17 protein-coding genes are annotated in these 14996 nt (G+C 67.9%); 2 read left to right on the top strand and 15 right to left on the bottom strand.

Features of this window, described 5'->3' with window-relative positions; all coding sequences use genetic code 11:
* From F3087_RS41895 to uraD, 14 genes are all read right to left on the bottom strand, one after another.
* A partial coding sequence (locus tag F3087_RS41895; protein ID WP_150407746.1) for a thiamine pyrophosphate-binding protein occupies positions 1 to 153 on the bottom strand: 153 nt, incomplete at its 3' end.
* Positions 154 to 155: 2 nt separating this feature from the next.
* A complete protein-coding gene (locus F3087_RS46335; RefSeq protein WP_191094416.1) occupies positions 156 to 293 on the bottom strand; it encodes a hypothetical protein in 138 nt (45 codons plus the stop codon).
* An 11-nt stretch (positions 294 to 304) separates the two neighbouring features.
* Positions 305 to 1180: an NAD(P)-dependent oxidoreductase gene (locus F3087_RS41890; RefSeq protein ID WP_150407745.1), complete on the bottom strand. Its 876-nt coding sequence runs from the start codon at positions 1178 to 1180 to the stop codon at positions 305 to 307.
* On the bottom strand, positions 1177 to 1980 hold the full coding sequence (locus F3087_RS41885; RefSeq protein WP_150407744.1) for a hydroxypyruvate isomerase family protein: 804 nt from the start codon (positions 1978 to 1980) through the stop codon (positions 1177 to 1179). The genes F3087_RS41890 and F3087_RS41885 overlap by 4 nt, the downstream gene beginning before the upstream one ends.
* The gene (locus F3087_RS41880; RefSeq protein ID WP_150407743.1) at positions 1977 to 2357 is read right to left on the bottom strand and encodes an allophanate hydrolase-related protein; all 381 of its coding nucleotides are present in this window, start codon (positions 2355 to 2357) and stop codon (positions 1977 to 1979) included. Before F3087_RS41880 ends, F3087_RS41885 begins: the two co-directional genes overlap by 4 nt.
* 144 nt (positions 2358 to 2501) lie before the next feature.
* Complete coding sequence (locus tag F3087_RS41875; protein WP_150407742.1) at positions 2502 to 3569, bottom strand: XdhC family protein; 1068 nt, start codon at positions 3567 to 3569, stop codon at positions 2502 to 2504.
* 16 nt (positions 3570 to 3585) lie between these two features.
* A complete protein-coding gene (locus F3087_RS41870; protein ID WP_150407741.1) occupies positions 3586 to 5028 on the bottom strand; it encodes an NCS2 family permease in 1443 nt (480 codons plus the stop codon).
* A 95-nt stretch (positions 5029 to 5123) separates the two neighbouring features.
* Entirely contained in the window at positions 5124 to 7457 is a 2334-nt protein-coding gene (locus F3087_RS41865; protein ID WP_191094415.1) for a xanthine dehydrogenase family protein molybdopterin-binding subunit, read from the bottom strand.
* A gap of 28 nt (positions 7458 to 7485) precedes the next feature.
* Positions 7486 to 8832 carry an 8-oxoguanine deaminase gene (locus F3087_RS41860; RefSeq protein ID WP_150407740.1) on the bottom strand — a complete coding sequence of 449 codons (1347 nt, stop codon included), beginning with the start codon at positions 8830 to 8832 and terminating at the stop codon, positions 7486 to 7488.
* Positions 8829 to 9302: a (2Fe-2S)-binding protein gene (locus F3087_RS41855; RefSeq protein ID WP_150407739.1), complete on the bottom strand. Its 474-nt coding sequence runs from the start codon at positions 9300 to 9302 to the stop codon at positions 8829 to 8831. Before F3087_RS41855 ends, F3087_RS41860 begins: the two co-directional genes overlap by 4 nt.
* Positions 9302 to 10171, bottom strand: coding sequence for an FAD binding domain-containing protein (locus F3087_RS41850; protein ID WP_150407738.1), 870 nt, complete (start codon positions 10169 to 10171; stop codon positions 9302 to 9304). Before F3087_RS41850 ends, F3087_RS41855 begins: the two co-directional genes overlap by 1 nt.
* Positions 10172 to 10173: 2 nt before the next feature.
* Positions 10174 to 11049: a factor-independent urate hydroxylase gene (gene pucL / locus F3087_RS41845; RefSeq protein ID WP_150407737.1), complete on the bottom strand. Its 876-nt coding sequence runs from the start codon at positions 11047 to 11049 to the stop codon at positions 10174 to 10176.
* A 3-nt stretch (positions 11050 to 11052) separates the two neighbouring features.
* Positions 11053 to 11352 carry a hydroxyisourate hydrolase gene (uraH, locus tag F3087_RS41840; RefSeq protein ID WP_150407736.1) on the bottom strand — a complete coding sequence of 100 codons (300 nt, stop codon included), beginning with the start codon at positions 11350 to 11352 and terminating at the stop codon, positions 11053 to 11055.
* Positions 11349 to 11861 carry a 2-oxo-4-hydroxy-4-carboxy-5-ureidoimidazoline decarboxylase gene (uraD, locus tag F3087_RS41835; protein ID WP_150407735.1) on the bottom strand — a complete coding sequence of 171 codons (513 nt, stop codon included), beginning with the start codon at positions 11859 to 11861 and terminating at the stop codon, positions 11349 to 11351. Before uraD ends, uraH begins: the two co-directional genes overlap by 4 nt.
* 162 nt (positions 11862 to 12023) lie before the next feature.
* Between uraD and F3087_RS41830 the strand changes: the two genes are divergently transcribed.
* A complete protein-coding gene (locus tag F3087_RS41830; RefSeq protein ID WP_150407734.1) occupies positions 12024 to 13529 on the top strand; it encodes a PucR family transcriptional regulator in 1506 nt (501 codons plus the stop codon).
* A gap of 21 nt (positions 13530 to 13550) precedes the next feature.
* On the opposite strand, the gene F3087_RS41825 is transcribed toward F3087_RS41830, so the two are convergent.
* On the bottom strand, positions 13551 to 14090 hold the full coding sequence (locus F3087_RS41825; protein ID WP_150407733.1) for a MarR family winged helix-turn-helix transcriptional regulator: 540 nt from the start codon (positions 14088 to 14090) through the stop codon (positions 13551 to 13553).
* A gap of 86 nt (positions 14091 to 14176) precedes the next feature.
* On the opposite strand from F3087_RS41825, the gene F3087_RS41820 reads away from it, so the two are divergent.
* Positions 14177 to 14896 (top strand): SDR family NAD(P)-dependent oxidoreductase, encoded by a 720-nt coding sequence (locus F3087_RS41820; protein WP_150407732.1) that lies wholly within the window; start codon positions 14177 to 14179, stop codon positions 14894 to 14896.
* Positions 14897 to 14996 lie beyond the last annotated feature (100 nt).

Genomic DNA, 14996 nt, shown 5'->3' with positions numbered 1-14996 from the left:
GACGTGGCGAGCCAGCACGTGCTTGATCCCACCGTGCGCCCGCATCGCGCTGTAGAACGGATTGATCGCCGCGCCGGGCAGTCCGAACGCCTGTGTCGCGCCTTCCTTTTCGAGAATCAACACCGCGGCGTCGACGGTACGCATCCGGGCCATGCTCAACGCTCCTTGTTCTGGCGCGTGCCGCACGATTGCATCGCGTGCAGCACCGCACTGTCGGCAGGTTTATCGCCGTGCACCCAGCCGTCCGGCAGCCGGATGCCGCATTCCGCGTGGCGCGCATGCGCTGTGGACAAGGCAGGCATCCTCATGCCTCGCCCCGGCCCGACAGCGCCTCGGCGACCAGCAGCAGACCGGAGTGGTCGAGCGAGCCGTAGCCCATGGCCCGGCCCGCGGCGATGAGCTGCGCGGTCAGCGCACCCATCGGGATGGACACCTCCGCCTCGCGCGCGGCTTGCAGGATGATGCCCATGTCCTTGTGGTGCAGGTCGATCCGGAAGCCGGGGACGAAGTTGCGGGCCAGCATGGTTTCGCGCTTTAGCTCGAGGATCTTGCTGCCCGCGAGCCCGCCGGCCAGCACGTCCAGGCCCTTGGCCGCGTCCGCGCCCAGGTTCTCCATCAGCAGGATCGCCTCGGCGACCAGCGCGTAGGTGCCGCCGACGACGAGCTGATTGGCGGCCTTCACACACTGCCCCGCACCGCTGCCGCCGACCAGCGCGAAGGTCTTGCCGACCGTTTCGAAGATCGGTGTGGCCGCCGCGAAGTCGGCCGCGGAGCCGCCGACCATGATCGACAGTGCCGCGTTGATCGCCCCGTTCTCCCCGCCACTGACCGGGGCGTCCAGCACGCGCAGACCGTTCTTCTCGCCCTGCTCGGCGGTCCACTTGGCGGTCTTGGGCGTGATCGTGGAGAAGTCGATGTACAGCGCGCCGTGGACGGCGTTCTCGACGATGTCCGGGAAGACCTCCTCGATCTGCTCGTCCTGCGGCAGCATCGTGATGACGATGTCCTTGTCGCGGACCGCCTCGGCCACACTGCCAGCGGCGGAACCGCCTGCCTCCTTGAGCTTTTCGAGTCCCTTGGGGCCGATGTCGTACCCGGTCACCTCGTGTCCGGCCTTGACCAGGTGTCCCGCCATCGGGCTGCCCATGATCCCGAGGCCGATAAAACCGATCTTGCTCATGCCTGCATCCACTTCCAATCCAGCTCGGGGTCTTTGTATTCCAGGCCGATCCACCCGTCGTAGCCTGCGGCGCCGAGGGTTTCGAACAGCGTGGTGAAGTCGAGTTCGCCGGTGCCAGGCCGGCCGCGACCGGGATCGTCGGCGATCTGTACATGGCCGATGTAACGCGCGTAGGTCTTGATCACCTGGATCAGGTTCTCGTCCATCCGCGCCAGGTGGTAGAGGTCGCAGAGGAAGCGCACGTTCGGCTCGCCGGTCTGCTGGATCACCCGCACGGCGGCTTCGGCGCTGACGATCGGATAGTGCGGCGACTCAGGGGCATTCAGCGCTTCCACGAGCACCGTGGCGCCGATCCGGGCGGCGGCGCGCGCGGCCAGTCGCAGGTTCTCCAGTGCGAGCGCGTCCTGCTTCGCCGGGTCCTCGCCCGCGATCCGGTTGCCGTAGAGCGCGTTGAGCGCCCGGCAGCCGGTGCGTTCGGCGATCCCGACGGCCACCTCGATGTTGTCCCGGAACCTGGTGACCTCCGCGGGGACGGACACCAGTCCGCGTCCCACCGGAATCAGGTCGATGAAATTCAGCCCGACCAACTGCACGCCGGCCTCGTCGATCGCGCGCACGAATGCGTCGATCTCGTTATCCCCCGGCGTGGGGTCTTCACCGAAGGGCCACCAGAATTCGACCGCATCGAAACCGGCGGCTTTCGCGGCGGCGGGGCGTTCCAGCAGCGGCAGGTCCGTGAAAAGAATAGAGCAATTGACGTCGAATTTCGGGAGACCGGACTCCCCTGCGTAATGCTTCACTCAGCTCCTTCGCGATATTTCTTCCAGCTGCCGACGCGGGTGATGTCGATCAGCTCCGGGTACGAGGTCGGCGGGCGGCGCAGCACCATCGACAGCACCGACCGGCCGTCGTCCAGCTCGATCGCGCCGAGCTCCAGCTCGGGTGGTTCCGCAGGCAGCAGGTGTTCGCGCAGCACATCGAGGGGCACATCGAACAGTTCGCCGGTGATCGAGTGGCCACCGTCCGGCGACGGTTCGAGACCGGGGAAACGGTCGCCCACCGAGAAGAATCGGTAGCGCGGAGCGGTTTTCGCTTCACCGGCGAACGGCGCACCGTTCAACAGATGGTTGAGCGGCCCTCCGCGCATGGCGGAACCGTTCAGGAAAATCAACGGCATTATCGGTTCCTTTTGTGTCGAATTTCACCAAGTATGCAGGGATTACGCGGTATCGGGATAGATGAGATCAACCCAAAGGTGATCGATCATTCCGAAGAAGCTTTTGTATGATGCTCCAGCCGTATGTTGCGCAGGCCGAATGCATCACCAGGTAGGAACTAAGTCCCGGTGAATAGGCCCATCACTGGTCGTGAGCGGCCGCGTCGAGCCGCCGCGCCGGACGGCGACGATCTCGGCGGCGATGGCGACCGCGGTCTCCTCCGCCGTCCGGCCACCCAGATCGAGCCCGATGGGCGAATGCAGCACGGCCAGTTCGGATTCGGAGAGACCGATGGCGCGCAGACCGGCCATCCGATCGTCGTGCGTACGCCGCGATCCCATCGCACCCACGTAGGCCATGGGGAGACGTAACGCCTTCTCCAGCAAGGGAATATCGAACTTCGCGTCGTGCGTCAGCACGCACAACACGGTCCGGGAATCGACCGCGGTGCGCGCCAGGTACCGATCCGGCCACTCGACGACGACCTTGTGTGCGTCGGGGAATCGCGCCTGAGTCGCGAACACCGGACGGGCATCGCACACGGTGACGTGATAGCCGAGAAACCGGCCCATCCGCGTCACCGCGGCCGCGAAATCTATTGCGCCGAAGACGATCATGCGCGGCGGCGGCACATACGACTCCACGAAGATCGTGACCTCGCGCTCGCCACACCCGATAACCCGCACGCCGGTGGCGGCCAGCTCGAGCATCGCCCTGGCCTCCGCCACCACCACCGGATCGAAGGTCGCGCCGAGCGTCCACCACGGCCCCAAAGCCATTGCGGCCCCGGTGTTCAGGTCGCGCACGAGGGCGACCGGCTCGGCCGATCGAAGCAGCGCCTCGATCGTGCCGTGCTCGGCGGGGGTGATCGGCTGGACGAAAACCTCGATCTTCCCCCCGCAGGTCAAGCCGACGGCGAACGCGTCGTCGTCGCTGTATCCGAAGGTTTCGCGCACCGGCTGCCCGGTACGCAAGGCCTCGCGACAGAGCTCGTACACCGCACCCTCGACGCAACCACCGGAAATGCTTCCGATGACCACACCGCCGGCGTCCACCGCCAGGGCCGCGCCCGGAGGTCGCGGCGCACTGCCGCTGACGCCGATGACGGTGGCGACGGCGTAGGACTTGCCCGCCGTGTGCCATTGCAAGAGTTCTGCCGCGAGGTCACGCATTGTTCGATTCGCCGTTCTATCCGCCGAGCAGTAGTTCGATCGCCGTGATGCCGAAGTAACCGGCGAACACGACCCCGACCACCCAGATCAGCCAGTGGATTTCGCTGAATTTGCCGCGCGCCGCCTTGATCACCACGAAGGCGATGACGCCGGCGCCGACACCGTTGGTGATCGAGTAGGTGAACGGCATCAGCACGATGGTCAGGAAGGCGGGCACCGCGACTTCCAGGTCGGCCCAGTCGATCTTGCGGGCCTGGGTCATCATCAGCGCCCCGACCAGCACGAGCGCCGGAGCGGCCGCCTGGATCGGCACCACCGCGGCCAGCGGCGTGAACAGCACTGCGAGACAGAACAATCCACCGGTCATCACGCTGGCCAGTCCGGTACGCGCGCCCTCACCGACGCCCGTCGCGGACTCGACGTACACGGTGTTACCCGCGCCGCCGCTGACTCCACCGATCACCTGCGCAACACCGTCGATCGTCAGCACCTTGCCCAGGCCGGGCATGGTCCCGCGCTCGTCGAGCAGCCCCGCCTCGTCACAGACCCCGAACACGGTGCCCATGGCGTCGAAGAAACCGGTGAGCACCAGCGTGAACAACACCACGCCCGCGACCAGCCCACCCGCCCTGGCGAATCCGCCGATCAGGTCGATGTCGAGCACCAGCCCGAAGTCGGGCGCCGCGAAGAACCCCTTCGGCGTCTCCGGCACCACCGGTCCCCACGTCTTCGGATCGATCTTCGCCAGCGAGTTGACCACGATGGCGAGCACCGTGGCGATGGCGATGCTGATCAGGATGGCGCCGGGCACCTTGCGGATGAACAGCGCCAGCATGAGCAGCAGCCCGACCGCGAAAATCACCACCGGCCAACCGGAAAGGTGACCGGCGACGCCGAGCGTGACCGGCGGTCCGGTCTGCGCGCCGTGCCCGACCACTCCGGCCGACACCAGGCCGATCATCGCGATGAACATGCCGATCCCGACGCCGATCGCGTTCTTGAGCGACAGCGGGATGGCGTTGATGATCATCGTCCGCAGGCCGGTCGCGGCCAGGATCACGATGACCACGCCCATCAGCACGACCAGGCCCATGGTCTGCGGCCAGGTCATGTGCGGGGCCGCCTGGAAGGCGACCACCGGGACGACGCCGAGGCCGGCCGCCAAGGCGAGCGGGACGTTGCCGACGAGACCCATCAGGATGGTGCTGAGCCCGGCCGAGAACGCGGTCGCGGTGGTGAGCTGGGCGATGCTGAGGGTGTTGCCGTCGATGTCCTGCACCCCGCCGATGATCAGCGGGACGAGCAGGATAACGTAGGCCATCGCTACGAAAGTGGTGATGCCGCCGCGGATTTCGCGGGAGATGGTGGTATTGCGTGCACTCAACCGGAAGAAGCGGTCGAGCGGCGACCTTCCGGTGACCGGCTCCGGGACGGAGGAGTGGGTCTGGACTTGGGTCATGGCGTGCCCTCCCTTGGGCATAGCCGACCTACGAACCGGCCGTGCCGGCCGGATCGCGTGGTTCGGTTCTGTTGTGGGGTCGGAGCCCCTGTTGATCAACTGCTCCGGATGATGTCTTCCGGACGCACCGGCACTCGGTTGATATGCACGGTTCCGCCCGCGGATCGGCATGCGTCCCGAATGGCCGAGACGATCGCGGGGGTCGAGGAGAGCGTGGGTGGCTCTCCGGCGCCGCGCAGCCCGTATGGGGCGTGCGGGTCGGCGTTTTCGAGAATCTCCAGCCGCTGTGGCGGCATGTCGAGAATCGTGGGGATCAGGTAGTCGGTGAAGGACGGGTTGAGCACCTTTCCGTCGCGGACTTGAATTTCCTCCATGACCGCCAGCCCGAGGCCCTGGGCGGAGCCGCCGTGGATCTGGCCCTCCAGCGACAGGCGGTTCATGATCTTTCCGACGTCTTGCACGGCGTCGAGCGAGACGACCTTGACCAGGCCGAGTTCGGTGTCGATATCCACCACGGCCCGGTGTACGCAGAGGGCGAGCTGGGTGTGGCTGTTGCCCTGACCGGTCACGGGGTCCATGCCGGTGGTCGGCTTGTGGTGGTATTCCCTTGTCTCCTCGATGATCTCGTCACCGAGCAGGTCTACGATCGCGGCGTAGACCTCGCCGGTGCGCGAGACGACCTTGCCACCGACCAGCTGGAGTCCGCGGGTCGCGCCGAAACGTCCTTGGGCGAGGGCGAGTACGCGCATCCGCACGGCCTCGCACGCGGCCTTCACCGCGCCGCCGGTCATATAGGTCTGCCGGGAGGCGGAGGAAGAACCGGAGTCGCCGACCTGATTGTCGGCCGGGTGGATGGTCACCCGTTCGATGCCGAGTTCGGTACGCGCGATCTGCGCTTCGACGGTGACGAGTCCTTGCCCGACCTCGGCGGCCGCGGTGTGCACCAGCGCAACCGGCTCTCCGCCGATGACTTCCAGCCGCACGCGGGCGGTCGAGAGGTCATCGAAACCTTCGGAGAAGCAGATGTTCTTGATCCCCACGCCGTAACCGATGCCGCGCACAACGCCTTCGCCGTGCGTGGTCTGCGAGGCACCGCCCGGCAGGTTCCGGATGTCCGAGGCGTCCAGCGCCGCCGGCAGCGGCATATCCCGTGCCTGAGCGAGCATTTCGGCCATCGGCATCGGCGCGTGCACGATCTGCCCGGTCGCCAGCTTCGAGCCCTGCGACACCGCGTTCACCTGACGCACATGGATCGGGTCGAGCCCGAGCGCCTCCGCGACCTTGTCCATCATCGACTCGTGCGCGAAACACGCTTGCACCGCACCGAATCCACGCATCGCGCCGCACGGCGGATTGTTCGTGTACACGCCGTACGCGTCGATCTTGATATGCGGAATCTCGTACGGCCCCACCGCGAGCGAGGACGCGTTGCCGGTGACGTTCAGCGTCGCGGAGGTGTAGGCGCCGCCGTCCAGCACGATCTGCACCTCGGCGAACACGATCTTCCCGGCCCGGGTCACGCCGTACTCGTAGCGCATCTGCGCCGGATGCCGGTGCACGTGCCCGAAGAAGGATTCCTCGCGGTTGTACATCATCTTGATCGGCTTGCCGGTGTAGAGCGCGAGCATGCCGGCGTGGATCTGCATCGACAGGTCCTCGCGGCCGCCGAACGCGCCGCCGACACCGGCCAGCGTCATCCGGATCTTGTCGTCGGGCAGGCCGAGGCAGGGGCCGATCTGCTTGAGGTCGTTGTGCATCCACTGAGTGGCGACGTAGAAGTCGAGCCCGCCGTCCTCGCCCGGCGCGACCAGACCGGCCTCCGGACCGAGGAACGCCTGGTCCTGGATGCCGACCTCGTACTCGCCGGTGACCACCACATCGGACAGCGCGCGCCCGACCGTGATGTCGCCGACCCGGACCGGCTGGTGCCGGGCGATGCCGCCACGTTCCTGCACCTTGTTGCCCTCGGGGTCGGCGACCACCGCGAGCGGATCGGTGATGGGCGTCAGCACCTCCCACTCGATGGCGATCACGTCCATGGCGCGGCGCGCGATCTCCGGGTGGTCCGCGGCGACGAGCGCGATCGGTTCGCCGTGATGACGGACCTCGCCGATGGCCAGCACGGGCTGATCCCAGGTGTGGTCGAGACCGTAGACGTTGCGGCCGGGCACATCCTCGTGCGTGAGCACGGCGAACACGCCGGGCAGCGCGAGCGCCTGGCTGATGTCGATACTGACGATGCGGGCGCGGGGATGCGGGCTGCGCAGCGTCGCGCCCCACAGCATGCCGTCCATCCACAGGTCGGAGGCGTAGGCGAACTCGCCCTTCACCTTCAGCGTGCCGTCGGGGCGCAGCGGGCTCTCGCCGATGCCGCCCTTGCCCGGCGCGGCGACCTCGCTCGGGAACCGGGTGGTGCGTGCGGTGGTCATCGCTTCTCCTCTCGCAGGCGCGACGTGGTCATGCCTGCCCTCGCATGAGCCGTAGCCGAGCGGCAGCGCCGGCTCGGCCTACCGCGTCGTGCGCCACCGTGCGCAGTTCGTCGTTTTCTACAATCGTCCGACCGCCGACCAGCAACCGCGCCAGCGGCGGCGTCGGCCCGAAGACCAACGCGCACACCGGATCCTCGACCGCGGCCCGGAAACCGTCCACCCGCCACATCGCGATGTCGGCGAGCTTGCCCACCTCCAGGCTGCCGAGTTCCTGCTGACGGCCGAGATTGCGGGCGCCGCCGAGGGTTCCGATCTCCAGCGCCTGCCGGGCGGTGAGCGCGGTGGGTCCGTGCACGGCCCGCTGGAACAGCATGGCCTGGCGCATCTCCCCCGCCATCGAGGTCAGTTCGCTCGACGCCGCGCCGTCGACGCCGAGGCCGACCGGCGCACCGGCCCGCAGCAACTCGGAGACCCGGGCGATGCCGGCACCGAGGCGAGCGTTGGAACTGGGGCAGTGTGCCGAGCCGGTGCCGGTCTCGGCGAAGCGGCGGATATCGGCGTCGTGCAGGTGCACCGCGTGCGCGAACCACACGTCCTCGCCCAGCCAGCCGAGCTTCTCCATGTATTCGACCGGCGTGCAACCCATCTGCTCGCGGCAGTGCTCTTCCTCGTCGAGCGTCTCGGCGAGGTGGGTGTGCAGCCGGACGTTCTTGGTGCGCGCCAGCAGCGCCGCGTCGGTCATCAGCCCCTCGCTCACCGAGAACGGCGAGCAGGGCGCGACCGCGACCCGCAGCATCGAGTCGAACGACGGATCGTGGTACTTGTCGATGGTTTCCGCGGTGTTCAGCAGGATCTCGTCGCGGTCCTCGACCACCTCGTCCGGCGGCAGGCCGCCGTCGGACTGGCCGCGGTCCATCGAGCCGCGGCACGGGTGGAACCGGAGGCCGAGCTCGTGCGCGGCCCGGACCTCGGCGTCGAACAGGTCGCCGCGGCCCTTCGGGAATACGTAGTGGTGATCGCTGCTGGTGGTGCAGCCGGTCAGCGCCAGCCAGCCCAATCCCGCTGACGCCGCGCCGTATACGACGTCGGCGTCCATGCCCGCCCAGAGCCGGTAGAGCCCGGTCAGCCATTCGAACAGCGTCGAATCCTGGAACAGCCCCTGGCTCGCCCACTGGTAGAGGTGATGGTGGGTGTTGACCAGACCGGGGGTGACCAGGCAGCCGGTGCCGTCGATGCGCTGCGCGTCCGGCACGATGGGCGCCGGTCCCGCGCCGAGCGATTCGATCCGGCCGTTCGCGATCACCAGATACCCGGAGGCGATCTCCGGGCCGACCACCGGTGCGATATAAGCGTTTTCGATGACGACCTTGCTCATCGCGCCCCCGCCTTTCGCGCTGCCGCGAGCCGCACGGCGTCGAGGATCTTCTCGTATCCGGTGCAACGGCAAAGGTTTCCGGCCAGCGCCTCGCGGATCTCCGCGTCGGAGGGTTCGGGATTGTGCTCGATCAGGTCGTGCGCCTGGACGATCAGACCCGGTGTGCAGAAACCACACTGGACCGCGCCGGCCTCGACGAACGCCTGCTGCATCGGATCCAGCTTCGCGCCCTTGGCCAGGCCCTCGACCGTCCGCACCGAACAGCCCTCGGCCTGCCCGGCCGCGACCAGGCAGGAACACACCGGCGTGCCGTTCAAATAGACCGTGCAGGAACCACATTCACCCTGCTCGCAGGCGTTCTTGGAACCCGGAAGGCCCATCCGCTCGCGCAGCATGTAGAGCAGGCTCTCGCCCTCCCACACGTCGTCGACGGTCTCCGTGGAGCCGTTCACGTCGAAGGTCACGCGCATCAGGCTGCCTTCCTTTCTGTCAGGTAGTCCGTCCATGCCCAGCCCAGGGTGCGGCGGGCCAGCACCGAGAGGGCGTGTTTGCGGTAGTCCGCGGTGCCGCGGACGTCATCGATCGGCTTCGCGGCGGCGGAGACGAGCGTGCCGAACTCGCGCAGCACCCGGTCGGTGAGCGGTGCGGGATCGTGCCACGGCAGCTGCGTGGCCAGGAATTCCTCGGCGGGCTCGGCGCGCAACGGGGTCGGCCCGGACGAGCCGATGCCGGTCCGTACCGTCCCGTTGCTCGGGTAGAGCGCGATCGAGAACGAGCACACCGCGATCACCATGGCGTTGCGCGTGCCGACCTTCGAAAAGTATTGCGGCCCTTCGGCCGGCGGCAGCCAGACGGCGCTGATCAGTTCGTCGGCCTCCAAGGCGTTTTTGCGCACCCAGATGTAGAAGTCGTCGATCGGGATCATCCTGGTGCCGCGGGCCGCGGATTCGACCTCGACCACCGCGTTGCCCGCGAGCAGCGCGGGATGCGCGTCACCGGCCGGCGAGGCGCCGCCGAGGTTGCCGCCGACCGTGCCGCGGTTGCGGATCTGCGGCGAGCCGACCGTGCGGGAGGCCTGCGCCAGACCGGGCAGCTGATTGCCGAGCCGGTTGATGATCCGCACGTACGGCACGCCGGAGCCGATGCGGATCTTGCCGTCGATCTCCTGGTACTCGAACAACTCCCGGCACGGGTTGAGGTCGAGCAGGGCGCTCGGACGGCCCTTGTCGAAGTTCAGCTCGACCATCATGTCGGTGCCGCCCTGAATCGGGGTGGCGTCCGGGCGGCCGGACTTGATGTCCAGGGCGTCCGCCCAGCTGGTGGGTCGCAGGAAATCCATCGTCACTCCCACGCCGGGCCGGCCGCGGGCGCGTCCTCGCGCAGCACGGTGCCTTCGATCAGGCCGTACGGGCGGTCGGCGGCGTAGAACACCTCGTTGTCGTTGTCCAGACCGAAGGCGGACAGGTCGACGGTGAAGTGGTGCTTGTTGGGCAGCGACAGCCGGACCTCACCGATCTCGGGGCAGGCGTTGAGCACTCGCTCGCCCATCGCGTACAGCGTCTGCTGCAACGAGTAGCTGTAGGTCTCGGCGAACGCCTCCAGCAGCGCCTGCCTGGCCTCGCGGTAGGTCTTGTCCCAGTCGCCCGGCTCGCCGGTGAACCGCCACTCCGCGTTGACCTCGGTGGCGAGCACGCGGTCGTGGGCTTCCTTCAGCGTCGTGTACTTGTCCTTCAGGTACCCGTGGAACTCCGAACCGGTCGAGTTGAGCACCACCAGACCCTGCAAACCCGCGACGACCCAAGCCTTTTCGCCGTCGTAGTGCACCCGCGCGGTGCGCACCTCCTGGCCGGAGCGGACGAACGAGTGCTGCTCGTTGCCGCCGCCGAGCACGATGCGCTCCCAGGCGTACTCCTCGACGCTGACCCGCGCATGGTGGATGGTCGCCTGCGAATCGACGAAATGCCGGGCCAGCAGCACACCGAACGCCTCGGGCGAGGAGATGCCGTGCTCCTTGGCGAAGGCGAAGACCGTGTTCTTCTGCGTGTCGGTGGTCAGCACCGCGCCGTTGTCGCCGGTCAGGTGCACGTCGTCCATGTCGCCGGACAGCGCCACCCCGACGTTGAGATCCCGGATCTCGTGCACGCCACCGTTTTTCGTCACCCTGACGACATGGGTCTCCGCTTTGCCATATCGGTTCGGTCCGAGCTTGATCGACATTGTTCAGCTACCTCGATAGGTGGAGTAGGAATACGGACTGAGCAGCAGCGGCACGTGGTAGTGCGCCGCCGGGTCGGCGACGGTGAAGTCGATGGCGACCGTGGGGTAGAAGGGGCTGATCTCGCCGGTGTCGAAAGTCAGCCGGTGCGTGCCGGTTTCGGGCGCGGGCAGGTCCTTGATCCGGCCGTCGTCGTCGGTGTGGCGCTCGGCGAGCACGGTGCCGTCGGCGCTGGACAGCCGGACCCGTAGCCCGGCGGCCGGACGCCCGGTCACCGCGTTCAGCACGTGCGTGGACAGACTCACTTGTCCCCCAGCAGTTTTCGCACGCGCAGCCGGGTGATGTCCGCGAGTTCGCTCTGCACCTTGATCCGCTCGTCCAGCTCGGAGTTGGCCAGGCGCTTGCGCAGCTCGGTGAGCATCTCCTCGGCGCTGCGGCCGGTGGCGCGGATCAGGAAGACGTGGCCGAAGCGCTCCTCGTAGGCCAGGTTGCCCGCCGCGAGCTCCGTGCGCACGGCGAGGTCGGCGCCCGCGGCGCCGGACTGCTCGCCGCGCGACCACGCCGCCTCCCGCTCGGACAACTCCGCCTTGGCCCGGTCGCCGATGCGCGGATGCGCGGACAGCGCCTCCTCGACATCGGGCCAACTCAGCTCGCACACGCCGGCGACCGCCGCGGCGGTGGCACTCCCGGCATCCGGATAGGGCCGGGACGCCGCCACCTTCTGCGCCCACTGCCGGGACGCGCAGCAGGTCAGCAATTCCTGCTCGGCCCGGTCCGGTGGCAGCGAGTTGAGCCATCCGATGTCGCCTGCCATCTGACCTCCTGTCGGGGTTCGCCAATCTGTTCCGCAAGTACACCCGCCGAGGAGAACCGCAGCTAGAAACGAGAAATCTGAACTGTGCGCCAGTTCACACCCAACTCTTTGTGCGAATGTCCAAGGGCGTTTACCAGGGGTGCGACTGTTAGCCTTCGCAGCGTGCGCCTTCGATCACTGCTGACCATGGCGGACCTGGGACTGGAACTCGTCACCGGCGAGGAAGAGCTGGACCGGTTCGTGCGCTGGGTGGTGACCACGGACATGCTCGATCCTGGTCGCTACCTGTCCGGCGGGGAGCTCGTGCTCACCGGCTTGCAGTGGCGGCATGATCCCGCCGACAGCGAGGTGTTCGTGCGCGCGCTGGCCCAGGCCGGAGTGGCGGGGATGGCCGCGGGTGACGCCAGATACGGCGGTGCGCCACCGGACGTGGTCGAGGCCTGCCGTAAGCATCGGATTCCGCTGTTCCGGGTGCCGGAGACGGTCGCGTTCGCCGCGGTCACCGAGCAGATCACCCGCAATCTGTCGACCGGGCGGGCGGCGGATCTGACCGCGATCCTGGATCGGCACCGGCAGCTGGTTTCCGGCGCGGGGCTCGGTTCGGTGCTGGAACTGATCGAACGCGATCTGGGCATGCGATGTTGGGTGGTGTCCTCGACCGGACGGGCCGTGGCCGGGCCGGGCACGCCGCCGCCGGTCGAGGTGACCACCGCGTTTCTCAGCGCTCGGCGGCTGCCGCTGGCATTTCTGCACGGTGGCAGCCGGTTTTCCCTGTTCGCGGTCGATGAGCACCGGACCTCGCGGGCCGCGGACTGGTTCCTGGTCTTCGAAGGTGACTACACCGAATGGCCCGAGGAGCGTCGCGCGCTGGCCGGCGAGCTCGCGGCCGTTGTCTCGCTGGAACGGGCTCGCCAGGACGACCGGCAGAGCGCCGAGGGGCGGCTCGCTCAGGAACTCATCGAGTTGATCGTGTCCGATGCCAAGCCGACCGAGATCATCTCGCGGTTGGAACTCACCGGGCTCGGGCCCGCGGAGACCTACATCGCGGTGGCGGCCGCCGCCGATGACACGTTGCGGCCCGGCGAGTTACGCGTGCTGCTGCGCGAAATCCTGTACGGCAGAAGGCCGGCCGCGGGCGTGGTGGACGGCGAGGCGATCGCGCTGATCCCGGCCGGACCGGATACTCCGGTGATCGACGAAATCAACCGCGCGGTAACCGCTTTGGAGCCCGGGCTACGCGGCAGCCGACTATCCGTCGGCGTCAGCGGTGTCGTCGATGGCGAGGGCCTGCGCGGTGCCGTGGAGGAAGCCCGTTACGCGCGTCGCATGGCGGCGGGCCGACTACAACCCGCCAGCGTCGTCGGCCATGACGAACTCGCTACCCACATGCTGCTGCTCGCCTCGGTCCCCGACGAGGTGCGCCGCATGTTCCGGCTCCGCCTGCTCGACCCGCTCACCACCTACGACCAGGACAATCGGGCCGACCTCGTGCATACCTTGGAAACGTTCCTCGAGGTCTCCGGGTCGTGGACCAAGTGTGCGGATCTGCTGCACGTCCACGTCAACACTCTGCGGTATCGCATCCAGCGCATCGAGGAACTGACCGGACGCGACCTCTCGCGCCTCGAAGACCGCGTCGACTTCTTCCTCGCGCTCGCCTTGCGCTGACACACAACAGCTTTCGCGTGCTCAGGCGTCGTCGGAGCCGACCTGCGTGACCTTGTGGGTGCCGAGTCGGGTCATCAGGTCCTGATGCAGGATTCGAAGCAGCTCCGTCAGGTCGGCCTGCTGTTCCGCGGTCAGGGCGGAGAGCAAGTCGTACTCGCGCCCCAATACATGGTCGACCAATCGCTCGATCATGGCGTGGCCCGCGGCGGTCAGCGAGACGACGACCGCACGCGAACCGTCGTCCAGCGGCGCTCTGGTGACCAGACCCTCCCCCTCCGCACGCGCGACCCGTTGAGAGATCGCGCCCGCGGTGAGCATGGTGCGGTCCCTGAGTTCCCGAGTGGTCAATTGATACGGCGAACCACTGCGGCGCAGCACGCTGAGCAGATCGAGGGTGGCCGCGTCGGTGTCTTCCACCGCCAGTACTCGGCGGCGGTCGTCGCCGAAAGCCTTGGCCAAGTGCCATATTCGGGTCACGACGCCGATGCCGTCGACCGGCGTACCCGGCCGCTCCCGGAGCCAGGCGAGGGCGATCGCGTCGACCGGGTCGTTCTCGTCCATGCCACTCCTCGGTTGCGTTTAGGTCTAAACGATGAGTACGTTTAGGTCTAAATCTACTCGACATGTCCTCGATCAAGGAGTGCGCCATGGGGCGGAACATCGTGGTAACCGGCGGAGCCACCGGAATCGGGCGGGCCATCGCGCAGATCTTCGCGGCCGCGGGCGACACAGTGGTGATCACCGGCCGCCGGCCCGAGCCGCTGCACGCGACGGCCGCGGAACTCGGCGTCACGGCACAGGTCTGCGACGCGACCGATCCGGCCCAGATCGAAGCGCTGGTCGACCGGCTCCCCCACGAGATCCACGTGCTGGTCAACAACGCGGGCGGCAACACCGACTTCGACCAGGATGCGCCGGCCGACCTGCGCAGCGTGGCCGCCGCCTGGCGAACCAACCTGGACGCCAACTTGATCAGCGCGGTGCTGATGACCACGGCCCTGCGCGACCGGCTGGCCGCTCCCGGCGCCGTGGTGAACATCGGCTCGATCGCCGCAGACAAGGGCGCGGGTGCCTACGGCGCCGCCAAGGCCGGACTCGCCTCCTGGAACACGCAACTGTCCGCCGAGCTGGGACCGCGCGGCATCACCGCGAATGTCGTTGCCCCCGGCTACATCTCCGCCACGGAGTTCTTCCGCGACAAGCTGACCGACGAGCGGCGCGACTCGCTCATCGCCGCGGCGCACACCCGCCGCGCCGGCGTCCCCGAGGACATCGCCGCCGCGGTTCACTACCTCGCCTCGCCCGCGGCGCGGCAGGTGACGGGCCAAGTCTTGGCGGTCAACGGCGGCGAACGCACCACCCGCTGAGCGCGACAACAAAGGCGCGGCACGCGGCGCAAGGCGGGCAATAGGGTCTATCCGGGCAGTTCGGGAGACAGGGGCTAGCATGGGCGAGCTGGTAACGGTG

The sequence above is a fragment of the Nocardia colli genome, from assembly GCF_008704205.1.
Classification (GTDB): Bacteria; Actinomycetota; Actinomycetes; order Mycobacteriales; family Mycobacteriaceae; genus Nocardia; species Nocardia colli.
Note: the sequence above shows the minus strand (reverse complement) of the source record. Positions and strands in the feature narration are given on the sequence as shown.

Excerpts from the sequence above, each read along its gene's own strand:
- F3087_RS41890 (WP_150407745.1), bottom strand. The coding sequence starts at position 1,180 with ATGAGCAAGATCGGTTTTATCGGCCTCGGGATCATGGGCAGCCCGATG.
- F3087_RS41880 (WP_150407743.1), bottom strand. The coding sequence starts at position 2,357 with ATGCCGTTGATTTTCCTGAACGGTTCCGCCATGCGCGGAGGGCCGCTC.
- F3087_RS41875 (WP_150407742.1), bottom strand. The coding sequence starts at position 3,569 with ATGCGTGACCTCGCGGCAGAACTCTTGCAATGGCACACGGCGGGCAAG.
- F3087_RS41870 (WP_150407741.1), bottom strand. The coding sequence starts at position 5,028 with ATGACCCAAGTCCAGACCCACTCCTCCGTCCCGGAGCCGGTCACCGGA.
- F3087_RS41865 (WP_191094415.1), bottom strand. The coding sequence starts at position 7,457 with ATGACCACCGCACGCACCACCCGGTTCCCGAGCGAGGTCGCCGCGCCG.
- F3087_RS41860 (WP_150407740.1), bottom strand. The coding sequence starts at position 8,832 with ATGAGCAAGGTCGTCATCGAAAACGCTTATATCGCACCGGTGGTCGGC.
- F3087_RS41855 (WP_150407739.1), bottom strand. The coding sequence starts at position 9,302 with ATGCGCGTGACCTTCGACGTGAACGGCTCCACGGAGACCGTCGACGAC.
- F3087_RS41850 (WP_150407738.1), bottom strand. The coding sequence starts at position 10,171 with ATGGATTTCCTGCGACCCACCAGCTGGGCGGACGCCCTGGACATCAAG.
- pucL (WP_150407737.1), bottom strand. The coding sequence starts at position 11,049 with ATGTCGATCAAGCTCGGACCGAACCGATATGGCAAAGCGGAGACCCAT.
- uraD (WP_150407735.1), bottom strand. The coding sequence starts at position 11,861 with ATGGCAGGCGACATCGGATGGCTCAACTCGCTGCCACCGGACCGGGCC.
- F3087_RS41825 (WP_150407733.1), bottom strand. The coding sequence starts at position 14,090 with ATGGACGAGAACGACCCGGTCGACGCGATCGCCCTCGCCTGGCTCCGG.
- F3087_RS41820 (WP_150407732.1), top strand. The coding sequence starts at position 14,177 with ATGGGGCGGAACATCGTGGTAACCGGCGGAGCCACCGGAATCGGGCGG.